Genomic DNA, 19061 nt, shown 5'->3' on the forward strand with positions numbered 1-19061 from the left:
GCCCGTGCAACGGGGCTGAACCGGACATCCGTCTCACCGCCAGTCGAAACTGGAGGGAGACGCAGGATGCGGACTCGATGGAGAACCCTGTTCGCGGTCGCGGGCGTGGCTTTTGTGCTGGCCGGCTGCTCGGCGAACGAGAGCGGCACGTCGTCCTCGGCGGACAGCGCCGGGATCGGCCCGGCCCCGGCGGTGCCCCAGCAACCGCAGCAGGGGACCGCGGGGAACGGGAAGGCCGAGACGAACAAGGGGCAGCAGGTCCCCGCGCCGCAGGCCGGGGCGGCCGATCGCAAGCTCTCGCGCAGCGCGCGGCTCGAACTGACCGCCACCAAGGTCACCGACGTCGTCGCCGAGGCCCGGGGGATCGCGCAGGGCGCCGGGGGTTACACGGGCCAGGAGAGCACCGGCGAGAGCACGGCGACGCTCAGCCTCGCCGTGCCCGCCGAGAAGCTGGACGGCGTGCTCGACCAGCTTTCCCACCTGGGCACCAACCTGGTGCGGCGGGAGATGAACACCCAGGACGTCACCGAGCAGACCATCGACGTCGAAGCGCGGCTGGCGACACAACGGGCGTCCGTGGAGCGGATTCGCGCGCTGCTCGCGAAGGCGACTTCGGTGTCGGAGATCGCTTCCGTGGAAAGTGAGCTCACGAGTCGCGAAGCGACCCTCGAATCTCTCGAACAGCAACGGAATTCGCTCGCCGGCAGCGTCGCGATGTCGACCGTCGCGATGACCATCCGGAGTGTGGCCGCGCCGCCGCCCGCCACGGAAGACCACAGTGGATTCGTCGGCGGCCTGGCCGGCGGCTGGGACGCGTTCCTCGTCTTCGGCGGCGGCCTGCTGACGGTGCTGGGCGCGATCGCGCCGTTCCTGCTCATCATCGGCCCGCTCGCCGTGCTGGGCTGGTGGCTGCACCGCCGTCGCCGCGCTTCGCGGCCGGTGCCCGTGACGCCCGAGGTGTGAAGCGGGCAGGCGGGACGGCTCGAGGGAGGGGGGAGTCGCGATCTCGAGCCGCCCCGCTGAAGTTCCCGCCGATCAGGACCCGGTGACGAGGGGGGTGCCAACGGGGCCGGCGGGCCGCGGCTCGGCAGGGGGGAGACGAGCCGCGGTCAAAGCCCGAAACCGGCCGGGGAGTGCGTGGAATCCGGCCGCTCGGGACGTAAGTCAACCTGTCAGAACTCGACCTGTAATCACAAGACTACACACTAGTCCGTTCGAGTGAACTTTGCGCAGACCGATAACGCAGTGCAGCATGTTGCACCGAATTTGCCCCTTGTTGGCAGGTGGTCTTGTCATCGGGTGAAGGTGTTACTCCGCGGTAACACACTCTGTGTAGGTCGGCTGGGGAAAACCCCAGACCTGGGAGGTCACCAGCGGGCGCCGTGGTCCGTTCTGGCAGGCTGGACCCCATGGGCGAACTTGGGACGTTGGTGCTGCTCCGGCACGGGCAGAGCACGTGGAACGCGGAAAACCTGTTCACCGGCTGGGTGGACGTACCCCTTTCGGAGCAGGGCGAGGGCGAAGCCCGCAAGGGCGGGCAGCTGCTGGCCGATGCCGCGCTGCTGCCGGACGTGGTGCACACCTCGCTGCTGCGGCGCGCGATCTCGACCGCGAACATCGCCCTCGACGCCGCGGACCGGCACTGGATCCCGGTGAAGCGCGACTGGCGGCTCAACGAGCGCCACTACGGCGCGCTGCAGGGCAAGGACAAGAAGCAGACGCTGGCCGAGTTCGGCGAGGAGCAGTTCATGCTCTGGCGCCGCTCGTACGACACCCCGCCGCCGGCGATCGACCCGAAGGACGAGTGGAGCCAGGCCGGCGACGCCCGCTACGCGGACCTCGGCGACAGCGCCCCGCTGACCGAGTGCCTCAAGGACGTCGTCGCGCGCCTGCTGCCGTACTGGGAGTCCGCGATCGTGCCGGACCTGCGCGCGGGCAAGACCGTGCTGGTCGCCGCGCACGGCAACTCGCTGCGCGCGCTCGTCAAGCACCTCGACGGGATCTCGGACGCCGACATCGCGGGCCTCAACATCCCGACCGGCATCCCGCTGCGCTACGACCTCACCGACGACCTCGAGCCGGTGAAGCCGGGTGGCGAGTACCTCGACCCGGCCGCCGCCAAGGAAGCCGCGGCCGCGGTCGCGAACCAGGGCCGCTGACACGCCAAAGCCGTGAAGGACACCTTCAGGGACATAGAGTCCCTGAAGGTGTCCTTCACGGCTTTCAGGAGCCGGTGACGGCCTGGATCGCGGTCGCCTTCCAGGAGCCGCCCGCGCGGACGATGTCGAGCGTGGCCGTCACGGGCTTGGTGGTCACCTGGCCCGCCGCGTCCGTCACCTGCAGGTTCGCGTAGAGCAGCACCGTCGCATTGTCGCCGGTGACCGACGTCACGCCGGTCATCAGGTCCGGCGGGACGACGGCGCGCACCCCGCCCTTGCGGATCCCGTCGACGTAGGCGGCCTTCGACCGGCGGTACTCGCTCAGCAGCGGCTCGGCGGCGACGGCTTCGGCCCGCGCGTAGGTGCCTTCGGGATCGGCGCTGTCCGCCGAGGCCAGCGCGTTCACGGCGGTCCGCGCCCCGGTCAGCGCCGAGTCGCGCAGGCCGGCCGGACTGCCGTCGGCGGGGTGCGGCGCGGGCGGGGCCTGGGCCGGGCTCACCGCGATGTCGGAGAGCCGCCAGGCGCCGTCCGCCTTGAGCGCGGTGAACGCGACCGTCGCCAGGCCCTTCGTCGTCCCGTTGACCTGTTCGAGCACGGTCAGCGCACGCACCCGGTTCCCGGTCAGCTCGAGGGCCGCGGACACCAGCACCCGGGTGGTCAGGCGGACCCGCTGCGGGCTGCTCTTGACCTGCGCGAACAGCGTCGCGTACTGCGCTTTGGCGGCGCCCGTGAGATGCGCGTCGGCGGTCTTGTCGAACGCGGCCGGATCCGCGGAGTCGTAGGTGAAGACCGCTTCGGCCGCGATCTTCACGGCGGCGAGCGCGGCGGCCGTACCCGGGACGTCGATCACCGCGAGGTTCTCCGCGCCCGGGATCGCCGCGGCCGTGCCCGGGACGGCCGAAGAGCACGCCGAGCACACCGAGGACGCCGCCGTCGCGAGGACCAGCGCCAGCAGCGCTCGCCTCACAGAAGCCCGGCTTCGCGGGCCAGCGCACCCGCCTGGAACCGCGAGGACGCGCCGAGGATCTCCATCAGCTCGGCGACGCGGCGCCGGTAGGTCCGCAGGCCGACGCCGAGCGTGCGGGCGGCCACCTCGTCCTTGCAGCCCGACGCCAGCTGCTCGAGGATCTCCCGCCCGCCGAGCTCGGTGAACCGCGCCTGGTAGGCCGCGAGGTCGGTGGCGCCGGCCCAGGCCGCCTCGAACAGCGACTGGATGCCCTGGACCAGCTCCGGGTTGCTGACGACGGTGTAACTGCGGACGTGGCCGACGCGGTCGCCGGCCACGATCGCGATCCGGCGGTCGAGCAGGATCGTCTCGTTGATCTCGCGTTCGGTGATCCGGATGCGCGCGCCGTGCGTGGTCATGAACCGCAGGTGCTCCGCCAGCTCGGGGTCGAGCAGCACGCCGGGCTGGTAGACCTTGCGCACGGTCGTGTGCTCCCGCACCGCCTGCTCCCGCTCGGGCGCGCTGGGGTGCGCCGTCGCCCACGTGTGCAGGTCCCGCGCCGCGCACGAGACCTCGGTCGCCGCCGCGAACAGGTGCTTCGTCCGCTCGAACAGCTCCGCTTCGCCGCGCACCACAACGACGTCCGTCACCTTTTCCACACCTTCGAGTGTCCGCTGCGTGGCAGCAAACTGCCAAACCCGGCCCGGATCCGGCCAGGTGGCGAAGCTGGAGGCATGACCACGAACACCCTTCCCGCCGCCGCGGCGGGCACCTGGAAGCTCGGCTCCTTCGAAGTCAACCGGCTCGGTTACGGCGCGATGCGCCTGATGTCCACTTCGGACGGCGGCGTCCGCGACCGCGAGACGTCCATCGCGGTGCTCCGCCGCGCCGTCGAGCTCGGCGTGAACCACATCGACACCGCTTCCTTCTACTTCGCCGGCCCGCGCGCGGCGAACGAACTCATCAACAGCGCCCTCGCGCCGTACGACAACCTGGTGCTCACCACCAAAGTCGGTCCCGGCCGCGACTTCGAGGGCACCTTCTTCACGGCCCGGCCCGAGCAGCTGCGCGCGCAGGTCGAGCAGAACCTGCGCGAGCTGGGTCTGGACCACCTCGACGTCGCCAACTACCGCATCGGCGAAGGCCTCGACCGCGGCACCGGCTCCCTCGCCGACGGTTTCGGCGCGCTCGCCGACCTCCGGGAGAAGGGGCTGATCCGCGAGCTGGGCATCTCCAACGTCGGCCCGGAACACCTGACCGAGGCCCTGGCGATCGCGCCGGTCGTCTGCGTGCAGAACCAGTACGGCCTGACCGCGCGCCGGGAGGACGACGAGCTCGTCCGGCTGTGCGCCGACCACGGCATCGCCTTCGTGCCGTTCTTCGCCGTCGCCAGCGGAACGGGTGAGGACGCGCGGGTCGCGGAGGTCGCGAAGCGCCACGACGCCACCCCGGCGCAGATCCGGCTCGCCTGGACCCTGCACCAGGGCCCGCACGTGCTCGCGATCCCGGGCACCGGCGACGTCGCGCACCTCGAGCAGAACGTCGCCGCGGCGGCGCTGGAACTCACCGACGAGGATCTGAAGACACTCGAACGGGACAACTGATTCACCCGGAATGTCTCGCTCGGGAATCGGCCGGGTGAACGTGGGCTGACACCCGGGCGAACAAGTCGTCCTCAGGTGTCGCGGTGCTCACGACTGGGCGGACAACGCTAGGCCGAAGGGCCACAACAGCGCTTACGATCGGCCCGTGACCACGCCTGTTTCACTCGCACTGGCCATCGGCGCCCTGGTGGCCGGTGCGGTGGTCGGCTACCTCCTCGCGCGGGCGCGAACCCGCCGCGAAGAGGCCCGCCCGCCGGGCCCGACCGTCGCGGAGCTCCTGGAGCGCCTGGTCCGGTCCTCCCACAACGGCGTCGTCGTGCTCAACAAGTTCGGCGACATGGTGCTGCACAACCCGCGGGCCTACGAGCTCGGCCTGGTCCGGGTCAACCAGGCCGACCCGCGGGCCCGCAAGGCCGCCGAACAGGTCGTCGAAACCGACGAGGCGCTGGAGATCGACCTCTCGCCGCTGGAAGCGCGCGGCCGGCAGCCGGAGGCGGTGCTCGGCCAGGTCCGGCCCCTCGGCGACGGCTTCACCGTCGTCGAGGCGGTCGACCACTCCGAGGCCATCCGGCTGGAGGCCGTGCGCCGCGACTTCGTCGCCAACGTCAGCCACGAGCTCAAGACCCCGGTCGGTGCGATCGCGCTGCTCACCGAGGCCGTGCTCGACGCCGCCGAGGACGTCGAGGAGGTCCGCCGCTTCGGCAGCAAGATCCTGCGCGAGTCGACCCGGCTCGGCCAGCTCGTCACCGAGCTGATCGCGCTTTCCCGGCTGCAGGGGGCCGAGCGGCTGCCGGACCTCAACGTCGTCGAAGTCGACGCCGTCGTCCGCGAATCCCTCGGCCGCACGACGCTCTCGGCGGAGTCCGCCGACATCAGCATCACCACCGACCCGGCCAGCGGCCTGCTCATCGAGGGCGACCGCACGCTGCTGGTCACGGCGCTGTCGAACCTGCTGGAGAACGCCGTCGCGTACTCGCCGGCCGGCAGCCCGGTGTCCATCAGCAGGCGGCTGGCCGACGGCATGGTCGAGATCGCCGTCACCGACCGCGGCATCGGCATCCCCGAGGACGAGCAGACCCGCGTGTTCGAGCGCTTCTACCGCGCCGACAAGGCCCGGTCGCGGGCCACCGGCGGCACCGGGCTCGGCCTGGCGATCGTCAAGCACGTCGCGGCCAACCACGGCGGTTCGGTCGGCCTGTGGAGCCGGCCGGGCACCGGCTCGACGTTCACCCTCCGCATCCCCGCGCACGTCAGCCCCGAGCCGGCCCCCGAGCCGGCGCGGGCGGCCAAGACCTCGCCGGCACCACGGCAGGAGAAGACCCCCGAGCGCACCCAGAGGCTCGTGGTTACCGGGCAGGAAAGCCCAGATCATGGAGGAAACCTGTGACCAGGGTTCTCATCGTCGAAGACGAGGAGTCGTTCGCCGACCCGCTCGCCTTCCTGCTGCGGAAGGAAGGGTTCACCGCCGCGGTGGCCGGCACCGGCCAGGCCGCGCTGGAGGAGTTCGACCGCAACGGCGCCGACATCGTCCTGCTCGACCTGATGCTGCCGGGCATGAGCGGCACCGACGTCTGCAAGCAGCTGCGCCAGCGTTCCGCGGTGCCGGTGATCATGGTGACCGCGCGCGACAGCGAGATCGACAAGGTCGTCGGCCTGGAACTGGGCGCGGACGACTACGTCACCAAGCCGTACTCGGCGCGTGAGCTGATCGCGCGGGTCCGCGCGGTGCTGCGCCGCGGCGGCGAGCCCGGCGCCGAGGGCGAGCTGGCCCCGCTGGTGCTCTCGGCGGGCCCGGTCCGGATGGACGTCGAACGCCACGTGGTGACGGTCGACGGTGAGGAGGTCTCGCTCCCGCTCAAGGAGTTCGACCTGCTCGAGTACCTGCTCCGCAACGTCGGCCGGGTGCTCACCCGCGGCCAGCTGATCGACCGGGTGTGGGGCGCGGACTACGTCGGCGACACCAAGACCCTCGACGTCCACGTGAAGCGCCTGCGCTCGAAGATCGAGCCGGACCCGGGTTCGCCGCGCCACCTCGTGACGGTGCGCGGGCTGGGCTACAAGTTCGAGACGTAAAGCCCTCGTAAACCGCACTTTCGCCGTGAAAGTGTACCGGAGGTGGTAACTCCGGAACACTTTCACGGCGAAAGTGCGGCCTTGGCCGGACCGAGTGTTGTTGGTTACATGTTCGAGACCTGACGCTCGGGCCGGTACGCTGGACCCCCGTGCGCCTAGGGGTACTCGACGTCGGTTCCAACACCGTCCACCTGCTCGTGGTCGACGCCCACCGTGGCGCCCACCCGACCCCGATGCATTCCGAGAAGTCCGTGCTCCGGCTGGCCGAGCGGATCACCCGCACCGGAGACCTCAGCAAGACCGGCGCGGACGAGCTCGTGACCGCGGTCGAATCCGCCAAGGCGGCGGCCGTCCGGCTCGGCTGCGAAGAGGTCATGGCGTTCGCCACCTCCGCCGTCCGCGAAGCCAAGAACTCGGCGAAAGTGCTGGCCCGCGTGGCCGACGAGACCGGCGTCGAGCTGCAGGTCCTCTCCGGCATCGACGAAGCCCGGCTGACCTTCCTCGCCGTCCGCCGCTGGTACGGCTGGTCGGCCGGGCAGCTGCTGGTGCTCGACATCGGCGGCGGCTCGCTGGAGATCGCGATGGGCCGCGACGAAGAGCCCGTGCTGGCCGAATCGCTGCCGCTGGGCGCCGGTCGCACCACCCGGACCCGCTTCCGGCACGACCCGCCGACGCGCTCGGAGCTCGTCGCGACGTCGGCCTGGCTCGACGACCAGCTCACCGAGCTCGCGCGGAAGATCACCAAATGGGGTGAACCGGATCGCGTCGTCGCGACGTCGAAGACGTTCCGGTCGCTGGCCCGGCTGACCGGCGCCGCCCCCTCGGCCGCGGGCCCGCGAGCGCGCCGTACGCTCTCGGACACCGCCTTGCGCCAGCTCCTGGCCTTCATCTCGCGGATGCCCTCGGCCGATCTGGCGCAGCTCGAGGGGGTCAGTTCGAGCCGATCGCACCAGCTGGTGGCGGGCGCGCTCGTCGCGCAGGCCACGATGCGGGCGCTCGGCGTGCCGGAACTCGAGATTTGCCCGTGGGCTCTGCGAGAAGGTGTCATCCTGCGGCGGCTGGACCATTCCACCGGCGCGGATGAAACTGGAGCCGCGCTCGTGGCGCGCTTCGGCGCACAGGAGGACCGGTGAAAGCAGACGACTGGACTTCGCCCGCGACGGTGTTTTGCTTGAAGCACGGGCACGATGGAGAGGTGACGGACATGCAGAGGACGACGTACAGCGCGCGCTGCGCCGCCGGCGTGCCGTCGGGAGCCTCCCGAGGTGCCGGCCCTGACAACTCGGTGCGCGCGAGGGATTACCAGGTATGACGGACCAGACCGGAGGCGACCAGCCGCAGAAGACCGTGGCTGAGCTGCTCGCCCAGCACGGTGCGCAGGTCGACGGCGGACGCCGCCGCCGACGTCGCGCCGTCGATGACGACGACGAACCGGCCACCCCGGAGCCGCCCGGCCCGACCGGCACGCACCGGCGGCCGGGGATCGGCGACACCGGCCCGCAGGCGATCATCGACCGGGTCAACTCCGAGGGCACGGTCCCGCCGCCCCCCGCTCCGCCCGCCCGTCCGGCGGGTGGCCGGCGCCGTTCCGAGCCGCCACCCCCGCCGCCGCCCGCGTCCCGCGTGGTCCCGCCGGACTCGCAGCCGTTGCCGCGGCCGCCGCAGCCCCCGGGCCGCCCCGGCCCCGAGTCCGGGCAGTACGCGCGCCCGGTCCCGCAGGAGTCGGGCCAGTTCAACCGCCCGGCGCCGCCCCAGGAGTCCGGGCAGTTCGGGCGCCCGGAGCCCGCTCAGCCGCCGGCGCCGCAGCGGCCGCAGGAGTCGGCTCAGCTGCCGGTGCCGCCGCGTGCGCCGCGCCGCCAGCCGCCGCCCCCGCAGCAGCCGTCCCAGCAGCTGCCCCAGCCGTCCAAGCAGCTTCCGGTGCCCCCGCCGCCCCCGCCGGCGGCCGAGGAGACGCGGGCAGCCGTGCCGCCGGTCCGGCGCCGCCCGCCCCCGCCGCCGCAGCCTTCGCAGCAGCTGCCGACCCCGCCGCCGCCCGGCAGCCCCCTGTCGGCGCGGCTCGACGGGCTCAACGGCACCCCGGACGCCGACGTGGACGGCCTCGGCGGCCCAGCCGGTCCTGGCGGGCCTCCCGGGCCTCCCGGGCCGATGGCCAGCGGCACGTTCGCCGCGCCGCCCGGACCGCCGCGCCGGGCCCCGTCGCGGCGTCCGCAGCCGAAGCAAGAGGCCTACACCGAGCAGTTCTCCGCCGTCCCCGACGAAGAGCCGCCGCCCCCGGCCCGGCCGAAGAAGGGCAAGCCGCAGCCCGAGACCCCGGACATCTCCACGCCCGCGGGCCTCGCCAACTGGCGCAAGCGCCGCCAGAAGGAGCAGATGGAGGACACCGAGATCGGTGTCATGCCGGTGGTGCCCGCCGACGCTCCGGACGACGGCTACCCCGACGACGACTTCGAGCCGGACGACGGTTTCGCTCCCGAAGGCAGCGGCTACCAGGCCGCCTACGACGCGGGCCCGCCGACCGGCACCTACCCGCCGCCGATGCCGTTCGCGCCCGGCGACCGCGCCTCGCGGACGCCGATCCCGGACGACCTGGAGCCCTACGAGCGCGAGTTCGCCGAGCCCGGCTACCCGGCCGACGGCCCGGACTTCGAGCAGGACGACTACGGGTACGAGCAGGGCGACGGCTACGAGGACGACGAGTACGACGACGCGCCCGAACCGGCCGCCGAGCCGGCTCCCGCGGGCTCGCCGGGCAAGCAGTGGCTCGGCCTGGCCGGGCAGCTCGCCCTCGGCGTCGTCGGCGGGGCCGCCGTCTGGCTGGGCTTCAACTGGCTGTGGGTGAACATCCCGGCCGCCGCGCTGGTCGCGGCCGTGCTGGTGGTCGTCGCGCTGGTCTGGATCGTGCGGAAGATCCGCCGCGCCGAGGACCTGCAGACCACCGTGCTCGCCGTGTTGGTCGGCTTGGTGGTGACCGTCTCACCGGCGGCGTTGTTGCTGGTCGGACGCTGATCGCCGGGTAGGGGATGAGACCTGGATCCCCTTCCCGGCCCGGCGGTGCGGCCCACCCTCGGTGACGAGGCAGGATGTCCGGCGTGACAGACGAGAAGCCGGTGCCCGTCGGGCTCAGCACGGCGTCGGTGTGGCCGCTCAAGGCCGGCTCGGCGTTCGAGCTGGCCGCCGAGCTCGGTTACGACGGCGTCGAGGTGATGGTCTGGGCCGACGCGGTCAGCCAGGACGTCACGGCCCTGCGCCGCTGGTCGCGCCGCACCGGTGTGCCCGTGCTGTCGATCCATTCGCCGTCGCTGCTGATCACCCAGCGGATCTGGTCGCCGGACCCGGTGGTGCGGCTGCGGATGTCGGTCGACGCCGCGGTGGAGCTCGGCGCGCGGACCGTCGTCGTGCACCCGCCGTTCCGCTGGCAGCGCCGCTACGGCGACGCGTTCGGCGACCTCGTCGACGAGCTGGAGGAGTCCAGCGGCGTCGAGATCGCCGTCGAGAACATGTTCAAGGTCCGGCCGCCCGGCGGGTCGAAGAACTCGCGCGTGTCGGCGTTCCGGCCGTCGATCGACCCCACGGACGTCGGGTTCCGGCACTACACGCTCGACCTGTCGCACACGGCGGCGGCGCGGATGGACGCGCTGGCGCTGGCGCAGCGGATGGGGGAGGGCCTCACCCACGTCCACCTGGCCGACGGCACCGGCATCCCGAAGGACGAGCACATGGTGCCCGGCCGCGGCGGCCAGCCGTGCGCGTCGCTGCTGGAGAAGCTGGTCAGCAACGGTTTCGCCGGCCAGATCGTGCTGGAGATCAACACCCGGCACGCGCTCACGCAGGCCCAGCGCGTCCGCGACCTCGCCGAGGCGCTGCTGTTCGCACGCTTCCACCTGGGGCAGTAACTGAGCACGTTCCGACAGGACACGACTACTCCCGCCACCGAATCGGGCACGTGAACACGTAAAGTTCCGACTGTGAACACGTTGCGCTCGTTGATCTCCGCCATCCCCGGTCCGGACCTGTTTTCCCCGATCGGGACCGTGGGTACGGACGGGACCGCGCGTTCGTGAGCGCAACGGACGGCACCGCCGTGTCCTTCGACACGGCGACCGCGACGCGGTCGATGGGGGACGGCACCTTCACCGCGGTGCTGCGCGCGGAGTGGGCCATCGGGTCCCATCCGCACGGGGGGTTCCTGCTGGCCCTGCTGGCCAAGGCGGGGGTCGCCGCGCTGAACGAACGCGGGGAGCCGCACGCCGAGCCCCTGGTCGTCAGCGCGGAGTTCCTGCACGCGCCCGCGCTCGGCCCGGTGCTGCTGCGCACGGACGTCCGCAAGGTCGGCCGCCGCGCGACGGTCGTCGAGGTCCGGCTGGAGCAGCGCGGCCGCAGCTGCGTCGAGGCGCGCGTGACCACCGGCCGGCTGCCGGTGCGGCGCCCGGAGTGGACCGACGTGCCGTCGATGCCCGCCGAGCCGTCGCCGGGGGCGCTGACCATGCCGGAGAGCCCCGAGGGCCCGTTCAACCTGGCCAAGGGCTGCGACGTCCGGCTCGACCCGGCGACCGCGGGCTACCTGTCCGGCCGGACGGGTGAGCCGCCGCGGATGCGCCTGTGGGTCCGGCCGCGCCACGGCCTGGTCGACCCGTACTTCACGCTCCTGGCGTCGGACGTCAACCCGCCGGTGGTGATGAACCTGGGCCGCATCGGCTGGGCCCCGACGGTCCAGCTGACGGCCCTGCTGCGCACCCGCCCGGCCCCGGGCTGGCTGCGGGTCATCGTCGAGTCCCGGTCGGTGCACGAGTCGTGGTTCGACTCGGACGCCACGGTGATCGACGCCCAGGGACGGCTGGTCTGCCAGGCCCGGCAGCTGGGCCTGGCACCGGCCCCGGGCGGCTGAGCGCGGGTCCGGCCGGGCCGGTGCCGGCGGTCCTGCTGGGCGCCGCTGTCAGGTCGGTCTCGTCGGTCACGGGAGCCACCGGGCGCGTCTCGGCGAGCCCAGGCCCGCCCCCGGGCGGCTGAGCGCCGATCTGGCACGCTTGACGGCATGACGGTCATCGCGGTGCTGGGTGCGGGAAAGATCGGCGAGGCGTTGCTCTCGGGGCTGCTGCACGGTGGTCACGCGCCGGGCGACCTGCTCTTCACCGAGCGGTACCCGGCGCGCGTCGAGGAGCTGACGGCCCGCTACGGCATCCGCGGCGTCGAGGTCGAGGACGCCGCCAAGCAGGCCGACGTGCTCGTCGTGGCCGTCAAGCCGCAGGACATCGATCCCGTGCTGGCCGAACTGGCGCCGCTGCTGGGCCCGTCGTCGCTGGTGGTGTCGCTCTGCGCGGGGCTGCCGACGTCGCTGTACGAGCGCCGGCTGGCCGAGGGCGTGCCCGTGGTGCGGGTGATGCCGAACACGCCGATGCTGGTCGGCGAGGCCATGAGCGCCATCTCCGCGGGCCGCCACGCGACCGCCGAGCACCTGGCCGCGGTCAAGGACCTGCTCTCGCACGTCGGCCAGGTCGTCGAGGTGCCGGAGGCCCAGCAGGACGCCGTCACGGCATTGTCCGGCTCCGGCCCGGCGTACTTCTTCTACCTGGTCGAGGCCATGATCGACGCCGGCATCCTGCTCGGCCTCCCGCGCGCGCTCGCCGGCCAGCTGATCATCCAGTCGGCCGTCGGCGCGGCGAAGATGCTCGCCGAGTCGGACGAGCACCCGGTGCTGCTGCGCGAGGCCGTGACGTCGCCCGCGGGCACCACCATCAACGCCATCCGCGAGCTGGAGAAGCACGGCGTCCGCGCGGCCCTGCTCGACGCCATCGAGGCGGCCAAGGACCGCTCGGAGGCGCTGGGCAAGGCCCACGAGAGCTGAGCCCGCGTCACGGCGCGCACGTCTCCGGTCGTCGTGGTGGTTGTTCGGGAACGGCCCGGCCGTCCTCGACGAGGCCGCTTCTCCTCGCCCCCGAAGCCGCGCGGCGAGGCCGCTCGAGCCGGTCTGCGGCCGGTACCCCGCGATCTCGGCACCGGGCCCGTCGCCGGTGGCCGGTGAGTGGGCTCTCATCGCTCGAACGAGGCTTCTCTCGACCTCGATGGTGCCCGGATTCATCGTTATGGGCGATTGTGGCGGTCTTGCACGCGCGAGTGGGTGTGCGTTAGCGCTGGTAGGAGCCCATCTCGGTGACAGGCGTCGCATTAGTCCCACCAGTCCCGCTACTCTCGATAGAGCACGTGCGTGTCGATACCACAGGTGGGGAAGCCTCGTGGCGCGACACGTGTCGAAGGACGCGGTAAAAATGTCGCCGAACAAGAAGGAAGAGCTGCCCGCTGTCGGGCAGGTCCAGTTCCTGACGGTCGCCGAAGTGGCCACGCTGATGCGGGTCTCCAAGATGACCGTCTACCGTCTCGTGCACTCGGGTGAGCTACCCGCCGTCAGGGTCGGGAAGTCCTTCCGGGTGCCGGAGAAAGCAGTGCACGAGTACCTCCAGGGTGCGTATTACGACGTGGGCTGAAACAACCGGGGGATCCGCCAGCCGGACCCCCGAAAGGCCAGCTGAACCGGTCAGCGGGCACGCCGCCGCCAGCGGCGCGCGGGGCTTGGACGTGCCCGCCGACCGGCCCGCGCGACGTGGCGGGTAACCTGGAAAACCGCTCGTGCCTGTGCGCTCCACCCGTTGGACGCTGCGCCGGGCAGCGTGACCGACGACGAACTAAGGAGCGCCCATGGGCTCTGTGATCAAGAAGCGCCGTAAGCGCATGTCCAAGAAGAAGCACCGCAAGCTGCTTCGCCGCACGCGTGTGCAGCGTCGTAAGGCCGGTAAGTAGTAGCCCGGCTCAGCCGAGCGTGACCGTGGCCCGTCCAGTCTCTGGACGGGCCACGTCCATGTGGTGGACGCGCCTCCCCTGTTCGAGTGAGGCGCTCGTCGCTTTTCGGGGCGTGGCGGTTAATAGCATGTAAGACACCCGGGAGCTACCACTGATGAGCGGTAACATCTCAAGGGCGTCCGCGCGATGCTTCCAGTGAGTGCAGGTTCGCGCACGTCGGGTGATCGTCCGCCCCACACACGCCCTACACCGCAGGGAGTCGTATGCCGTCGAACATCGTGCTCGTGACCGGGGTCGCCGGGGAGCTGGGCGGGAAACTGCTCGCCCGCCTCGGCAACAACCCCGACTTCGAGCGGGTCATCGGCGTCGACACGGTACCGCCGGACAAGACGGTGCTGCAGCGCATGGGCAACGCGGAGTTCGTCCGCGCGGATATCCGGAACCCGTTGATCGCCAAGGTGATCAGCACGGCCAAAGTGGACACCGTGGTGCACGCGTCGTGCACCGCGCACCCCGCCGGCCCGGGCCGGCGCACGGCCATCAAGGAAGTCAACGTCATCGGCACCATGCGGCTGCTCGCGGCCTGCCAGCGTTCGCCGTTGGTGCGCAAGCTGATCGTCAAGTCGACCGCGGCCGTGTACGGCGCGGGCGCGCGCTCGCAGGCGGTGTTCACCGAGGACTCCGAGCTCATCCCGACGTCGACCAGCGGGTACGCGAAGGACGCCGTCGAGATGGAGGGTTACGTGCGCGGCCTGACGCGGCGCCGTCCGGACATCACCACGACGTTGTTCCGCTTCGCCAACATCATCGGGCCCTCGACCGACACGGTCCTGTCCCGCTACTTCGCGCTGCCGGTGGTGCCGACCGTTTTCGGTTATGACGCGCGCATCCAGTTGCTGCACTCGTCGGACGCGCTGTCCGTTTTGGAGCGCGCGACGATCGAAGACAAGCCCGGCGTGTTCAACGTCGGCTCCGAAGGGGTACTCACGCTCTCACAGGCGATCCGGCGAGCGGGCCGGGTCGAGCTGCCGATGCCGCGGAGCGTGGTTCCGTCGGTCGGCAAGGTGCTGCGCGGCGCGCGTGTCGTCGACTTCTCCGCCGACCAGGTGCGGCTGCTGAACTTCGGCCGGGTGGTCGACATCACCAAGCTGAAGCAGGAGTTCGGCTACACGCCGCGGTGGACCACACGGGAGGCGTTCGACGACTACGTCGTCGGCCGCGGCCTGCGCCCGGTGCTCGACGGCGGCCGGCTCGCGGGTCTGGCCGGCAAGGTGCTCGTCGCCGCGGCGACCGGGCAGAGCCGATGAGCAGACCGCACGATTTGAACGACTTCGAAAGCGAGGCGGAGACGGTGGGCGGTGCCGAGGCACAGGTCATCCCCCTGCACGGACCGGGCCGCGAGAAGCCGGCGGCCCAGCCCGCCGCCTCCGCGGCCGCGGCGGACCTGCGGGAGGCCGATGCCGCGCGCGAAGACGCCCCGATCGTCGCGTTCCCCGGCGCCGAGCCGCCGGCCACGGCGCCCGAGGTGCTCTCGGACGCGGCGAGATCCGCGCTCGGCTTCATCCGCGACAGGCTGACCGGCGACTACACCGTCGACGAGTTCGGGTTCGACGCCGAGCTGACCGACGCCGTGTTCCTCCCGCCGCTGCGCGCGCTCTACCGGAACTGGTTCCGCGTCGACACGTTCGGCGTCGAGAACCTCCCGGCCGAGGGCGGCGCGCTGCTGGTGTCCAACCACTCGGGCACGTTGCCGCTGGACTCCCTGATGACGGCGGTCGCGGTGCACGACGAGACCGGCGGCCGGCACCTGCGCGGCCTCGGCGCCGACCTGGTGTTCCAGGTGCCGCTGGTGGGCTCGTTCGCCCGCAAGTCCGGTCAGACGCTGGCCTGCAACGCGGACGCGGAACGCCTGCTGCGCAAGGGTGAGCTGGTCGGCGTGTGGCCGGAGGGCTTCAAGGGCGTCGGCAAGCCGTTCTCGTCCCGCTACAAGCTGCAGCGCTTCGGCCGCGGCGGTTTTGTGTCGGCGGCCCTGCGCGCGGGCGTCCCGATCATCCCGGTGTCGGTGATCGGCGCCGAGGAGATCTACCCGAAGCTGGGCGACATCAAGGTGCTGGCCCGCATGCTGGGCCTGCCGTACTTCCCGGTGACGCCGTTCTTCCCGCTGCTCGGCCCGCTGGGCGCGATCCCGCTCCCGACGAAGTGGAGCATCGAGTTCGGCGAGCCGATCCCGACGGACACGTTCGGGCCGGAGGCCGTGGACGACCCGATGCTGGTCTTCCAGCTGACGGACCAGGTGCGCGAGTCGATCCAGCAGACGCTCTACCAGCGCCTTTCGCAGCGGAAGTCCGTTTTCCGCCGCTGAGCGCGACTACCCGCCGGCCGTAAAATCCGCGTGAGGCTACGCATCTTTCCTAGCGAAAGTGACGTCTCGGGCCGGGCGTGAAGTCCGCGTGAGGTGACGCATCTTTCCTAGCGAAAGTGACGTCCCTGGCCGGGCGTGAAATCCGCGTGAGGTGACGCATCTTTCCTAGGGAAAGTGACGTCTTGGGCCGGGCGCATCAGCGGCGGCGGTAAGCCATCCCCGCGGCCACCGCCCCCGCCAGCGCCCCGGCCCCCAGCACCGAAGGTACCCCGATCTTCGCCGCTTTACGGCCGGTGCGGAAGTCGCGGATTTCCCAGCCCCGAGCGCGGGCCACGTCGCGTAGCCCGCCGTCCGGGTTGACCGCGACCGCGGTGCCCACCGCCGACAGCATCGGGATGTCGTTGGCCGAGTCCGAATAGGCCGTGCAGCGCTTGAGGTTCAAGCCCTCACGGGAGGCCAGCGCGCGGACCGCGTGGGCCTTCGCGCGGCCGTGCAGCAGGTCGCCGACCAGGCGGCCGGTGTAGACGCCGTCGCGGGTTTCGGCCACCGTGCCCAGCGCGCCCGTCAGGCCCAGGCGGCGCGAGATGATCGCCGCCAGCTCGATCGGGGTCGCCGTCACCAGCCAGACGCGCTGGCCGGCGTCGAGGTGCATCTGCGCGAGCGCCCGGGTACCGGACCAGATCTTGTCCGCCATCAGCTCGTCGTAGATCTCTTCGCTGATCGACGTCAGCTCGTCCACCGTGCGTCCGGCCACAAAGGACAGTGCGCGTTCGCGGTGGGTCTTGATGTCTTCCTTGTTCTCGCGGCCGCCGAGGCGGAACTTGATCTGGCCCCAGACGAAGCCGGCAAGGTCGGAGGACGTGAAGAACTTGCGCGCCGCGAGCCCGCGGGCGAAGTAGAAGATCGACGCGCCCATCATCATCGTGTTGTCGACGTCGAAGAAGGCGGCCGCGGTGAGGTCGGGCGGCGCGGGTGGGGCGGGCGGCTCGGCGGCTTCGGAGACCACCCGGGCGTGAGCGGCTTCGGCCGACGCTTCGCCCGCGAGCGCGGCGAGCCGTTCGAGCTCCTGACTCTTATCCCTGCCACGCCAAGCTGACACGCACACCGCCTCCACGTCTGCCCATGTCCGACCACGTCCTCGCGGACGTCCGATCCTTCGCACAGCGTAGCGAGCCGCCCACCGCGGTGTCGCAGGTGTGGCCCGGACCTCAGCCGATGATGATCGGCGGCAGGCCTGGTAGCAGCGGCGGGATGGAAACCAGCGGCGGCGGGTTCGACGTCGAGGTCGACGGCGGCCGGGGCGTGGTCGTCGGCCCGCCGTACACCGGTGGCGGGGTGATCCCGCCGGTCGGCGCGGGCGTCTCGGCGGTGGCCGTCGCGTCCGCGGGCGGCAGCTGCGTGCCGGTCGGTGCCGGCGTGGTGCTCTCGGCCGCCGTCGGGGACGTCGGCGCCGAGGACACCTCGCCGCCCGAAGAGGGCGCCGGGCGCTGCGTGCACTCGCCGGTCGCCGGGAGCAGGCCCAGGTCGTCGGCGGTGCCGGTGGTGATCTGGTAGCAGTTGAGCCGCGCGACCAGGCCGCTCGTGCGCTCCTGGACCTTGCCGAGCAGGGTCCGCACGTCGCCGAACACGGACGCCGCGTCGGCCGGCAGTGCGGTTTGCTGCGTCGCGAGCCGCGCCGCTTGGTTGCGGGCCCACAGCCGGACGTCGGAGAGCTGCTGCGCGCCGGTGCCGTCGCTGGTCGCGACCGCGGTCAGCTGGGTGACGCCGGCGCGCAGGTCGGTGGCGAAGTCGTCGTACGCGGTCCGGTAGTCGGCCTCGCTCGCGCCTTCGGCGGCCAGCTCGCTCAGCTCGGTGACGCGGTTGGTGGCGAACTCGAGGTGCTTCTGGGCCTTCTCCTGGTCACCGAAGGTGAGGTTCAACGACGTCGTCTCGCCGGCGCGCTTCACGGCGTACAGCGCGTCGCCCGGCAACGCGGTCCGGGACAGCACCAAGGTCAGGCCGGAGAGGACGAGGAAGAGGAAGAGCGCGGCGGCCACCAGGTCGGCGGTCCGCGGCCGCCACCGCCGTACCGGGGTGGCCGCCGCCGTCTCCAGGCGGCCCGCGATCTCGGCACGGATCCGCTGCCGCGTCTCCAGGTCCGGAGACCCGGCGTCGCCGAGTTCGCGCAGGGCGCCGACGAGGGCCAGCTCGTCGGCGAACTCGCCGTCCCGGCGTACCGGGGACGGCTCCAAAGCACGCGCGAACCGGTCGATCTCGGTTCGCTCACGCGCAAACCTCACTGCGCCAGCTCCATCTCGGGCCGTGGCCGGTCCTGACACCGGTCTGGCAGGAGTAACGATCCAGAAGCCGTAAGGGTTACCGGATCGGCCGAAGAGAGCGAAAAGTTCGCGGGTTCAGCGCAATCCGGTGGGCAGGAGTTGTGCCAACCGGCGTACCGCCCGGTGCTGCAACGCCTTGATCGCTCCCTCGTTGCGGTTCATGATCTGGGCCGTCTCCGCCACGGAGAGTCCCTGCAGGAACCGCAGGATGATGCATTCTCGCTGGTCGTCACCCAGTTCCGCGACGCAGCGCAACAACTCGGTGCGGGTCGCGCGGCTGATGGCCTCCTGCTCGGGGCCGGCCTGCGCGGTCGCGCCGACGCTGAAGGGCGCCGAACCGGGTTCGGTCACTTCGTCGGTGACGACTTCGAGGCGGAACCGGCTCGACTTCACGTGGTCGAGCACGAGGTTGCGGGCGATGGTGACGAACCAGGCGCCGACGTCACGTCCCTGGTAGCTCACGGACGTGATCCGGCGCAGCGCGCGCAGGAACGTCTCGCTGGTGACGTCCTCGGCGAGGTCACGGTCACCCAGCCGGAAGAGGACGTAGCGGTAGACGACGTCGACGTAGCGGTCGTAGAGGCGGCCGAACGCGGAAGTGTCGCCGTCCTGCGCGGCGCGCACCAGGTCCCACGCCTCGGCCTTGGCGGCTTCGGCGCGCTCTTCGTCGGAGGCGGACGAGGCGGCTTGCCTGCTGAGCGGCACGGCCGAAGGCCGGCCGAAGACGCGCTCGGCGAACATGAAAACGGGCCCGCGGTTCACGGCGGTCGGCACGGTCATCGGGCGGCACCTCCGGCGGCGGCTGTG

Annotated in this window: 19 protein-coding genes; 14 read left to right on the plus strand and 5 right to left on the minus strand. The window is 71.7% G+C overall.

Features of this window, described 5'->3' with window-relative positions:
• The first annotated feature begins 66 nt into the window (after positions 1-66).
• A complete protein-coding gene (locus tag OHS18_RS33310) occupies positions 67-963 on the plus strand; it encodes a DUF4349 domain-containing protein (RefSeq protein WP_328445880.1) in 897 nt (298 codons plus the stop codon).
• Positions 964-1409: 446 nt separating this feature from the next.
• Positions 1410-2159 (plus strand): phosphoglyceromutase, encoded by a 750-nt coding sequence (locus OHS18_RS33315; protein ID WP_328445878.1) that lies wholly within the window; start codon positions 1410-1412, stop codon positions 2157-2159.
• A 64-nt stretch (positions 2160-2223) separates the two neighbouring features.
• On the opposite strand, the gene OHS18_RS33320 is transcribed toward OHS18_RS33315, so the two are convergent.
• Both OHS18_RS33320 and OHS18_RS33325 read right to left on the minus strand, forming a co-directional pair.
• Positions 2224-3126 carry a hypothetical protein gene (locus OHS18_RS33320; RefSeq protein WP_328613520.1) on the minus strand — a complete coding sequence of 301 codons (903 nt, stop codon included), beginning with the start codon at positions 3124-3126 and terminating at the stop codon, positions 2224-2226.
• Complete coding sequence (locus OHS18_RS33325; RefSeq protein WP_328445874.1) at positions 3123-3764, minus strand: DNA-binding response regulator; 642 nt, start codon at positions 3762-3764, stop codon at positions 3123-3125. The genes OHS18_RS33320 and OHS18_RS33325 overlap by 4 nt, the downstream gene beginning before the upstream one ends.
• A 75-nt stretch (positions 3765-3839) precedes the next feature.
• On the opposite strand from OHS18_RS33325, the gene OHS18_RS33330 reads away from it, so the two are divergent.
• The 12 genes from OHS18_RS33330 (at position 3840) to OHS18_RS33385 (ending at position 15936) form a co-directional block, all read left to right on the plus strand.
• The gene (locus OHS18_RS33330) at positions 3840-4709 is read left to right on the plus strand and encodes an oxidoreductase (protein ID WP_328613521.1); all 870 of its coding nucleotides are present in this window, start codon (positions 3840-3842) and stop codon (positions 4707-4709) included.
• 145 nt (positions 4710-4854) lie between these two features.
• A complete protein-coding gene (locus tag OHS18_RS33335; protein WP_328445871.1) occupies positions 4855-6096 on the plus strand; it encodes a sensor histidine kinase in 1242 nt (413 codons plus the stop codon).
• Entirely contained in the window at positions 6093-6782 is a 690-nt protein-coding gene (locus tag OHS18_RS33340; protein ID WP_247060263.1) for a response regulator transcription factor, read from the plus strand. Before OHS18_RS33335 ends, OHS18_RS33340 begins: the two co-directional genes overlap by 4 nt.
• A 149-nt stretch (positions 6783-6931) precedes the next feature.
• Positions 6932-7915: a Ppx/GppA phosphatase family protein gene (locus OHS18_RS33345; RefSeq protein WP_328613522.1), complete on the plus strand. Its 984-nt coding sequence runs from the start codon at positions 6932-6934 to the stop codon at positions 7913-7915.
• A 175-nt stretch (positions 7916-8090) separates the two neighbouring features.
• Positions 8091-9788 carry a hypothetical protein gene (locus OHS18_RS33350; protein WP_328613523.1) on the plus strand — a complete coding sequence of 566 codons (1698 nt, stop codon included), beginning with the start codon at positions 8091-8093 and terminating at the stop codon, positions 9786-9788.
• 74 nt (positions 9789-9862) lie between these two features.
• The gene (locus OHS18_RS33355; RefSeq protein WP_328613524.1) at positions 9863-10675 is read left to right on the plus strand and encodes a sugar phosphate isomerase/epimerase family protein; all 813 of its coding nucleotides are present in this window, start codon (positions 9863-9865) and stop codon (positions 10673-10675) included.
• Positions 10676-10896: 221 nt separating this feature from the next.
• Positions 10897-11667, plus strand: coding sequence for a thioesterase family protein (locus tag OHS18_RS33360; protein WP_328618620.1), 771 nt, complete (start codon positions 10897-10899; stop codon positions 11665-11667).
• Between the two features lie 147 nt (positions 11668-11814).
• A complete protein-coding gene (gene proC, locus OHS18_RS33365; protein WP_328613525.1) occupies positions 11815-12624 on the plus strand; it encodes a pyrroline-5-carboxylate reductase in 810 nt (269 codons plus the stop codon).
• A 421-nt stretch (positions 12625-13045) separates the two neighbouring features.
• A complete protein-coding gene (locus OHS18_RS33370; protein ID WP_285456379.1) occupies positions 13046-13261 on the plus strand; it encodes a helix-turn-helix domain-containing protein in 216 nt (71 codons plus the stop codon).
• Positions 13262-13472: 211 nt separating this feature from the next.
• Entirely contained in the window at positions 13473-13574 is a 102-nt protein-coding gene (locus OHS18_RS33375; RefSeq protein WP_007030867.1) for a 30S ribosomal protein bS22, read from the plus strand.
• A gap of 263 nt (positions 13575-13837) precedes the next feature.
• On the plus strand, positions 13838-14881 hold the full coding sequence (locus OHS18_RS33380; RefSeq protein WP_328445856.1) for an NAD-dependent epimerase/dehydratase family protein: 1044 nt from the start codon (positions 13838-13840) through the stop codon (positions 14879-14881).
• Positions 14878-15936: a lysophospholipid acyltransferase family protein gene (locus OHS18_RS33385; protein ID WP_328613526.1), complete on the plus strand. Its 1059-nt coding sequence runs from the start codon at positions 14878-14880 to the stop codon at positions 15934-15936. The genes OHS18_RS33380 and OHS18_RS33385 overlap by 4 nt, the downstream gene beginning before the upstream one ends.
• Before the next feature lie 196 nt (positions 15937-16132).
• Here OHS18_RS33385 and OHS18_RS33390 read toward each other — a convergent pair whose 3' ends face one another.
• From OHS18_RS33390 to OHS18_RS33400, 3 genes are all read right to left on the minus strand, one after another.
• Positions 16133-17050 (minus strand): HAD family hydrolase, encoded by a 918-nt coding sequence (locus OHS18_RS33390; protein ID WP_328445852.1) that lies wholly within the window; start codon positions 17048-17050, stop codon positions 16133-16135.
• A 94-nt stretch (positions 17051-17144) separates the two neighbouring features.
• Positions 17145-18215 carry a DUF5667 domain-containing protein gene (locus OHS18_RS33395; RefSeq protein ID WP_328613527.1) on the minus strand — a complete coding sequence of 357 codons (1071 nt, stop codon included), beginning with the start codon at positions 18213-18215 and terminating at the stop codon, positions 17145-17147.
• Positions 18216-18329: 114 nt separating this feature from the next.
• Positions 18330-19034, minus strand: coding sequence for a sigma-70 family RNA polymerase sigma factor (locus tag OHS18_RS33400; RefSeq protein ID WP_328445848.1), 705 nt, complete (start codon positions 19032-19034; stop codon positions 18330-18332).
• Positions 19035-19061 lie beyond the last annotated feature (27 nt).

The sequence above is a fragment of the Amycolatopsis sp. NBC_00355 genome (genome assembly GCF_036104975.1).
Taxonomy (GTDB): Bacteria; Actinomycetota; Actinomycetes; order Mycobacteriales; family Pseudonocardiaceae; genus Amycolatopsis.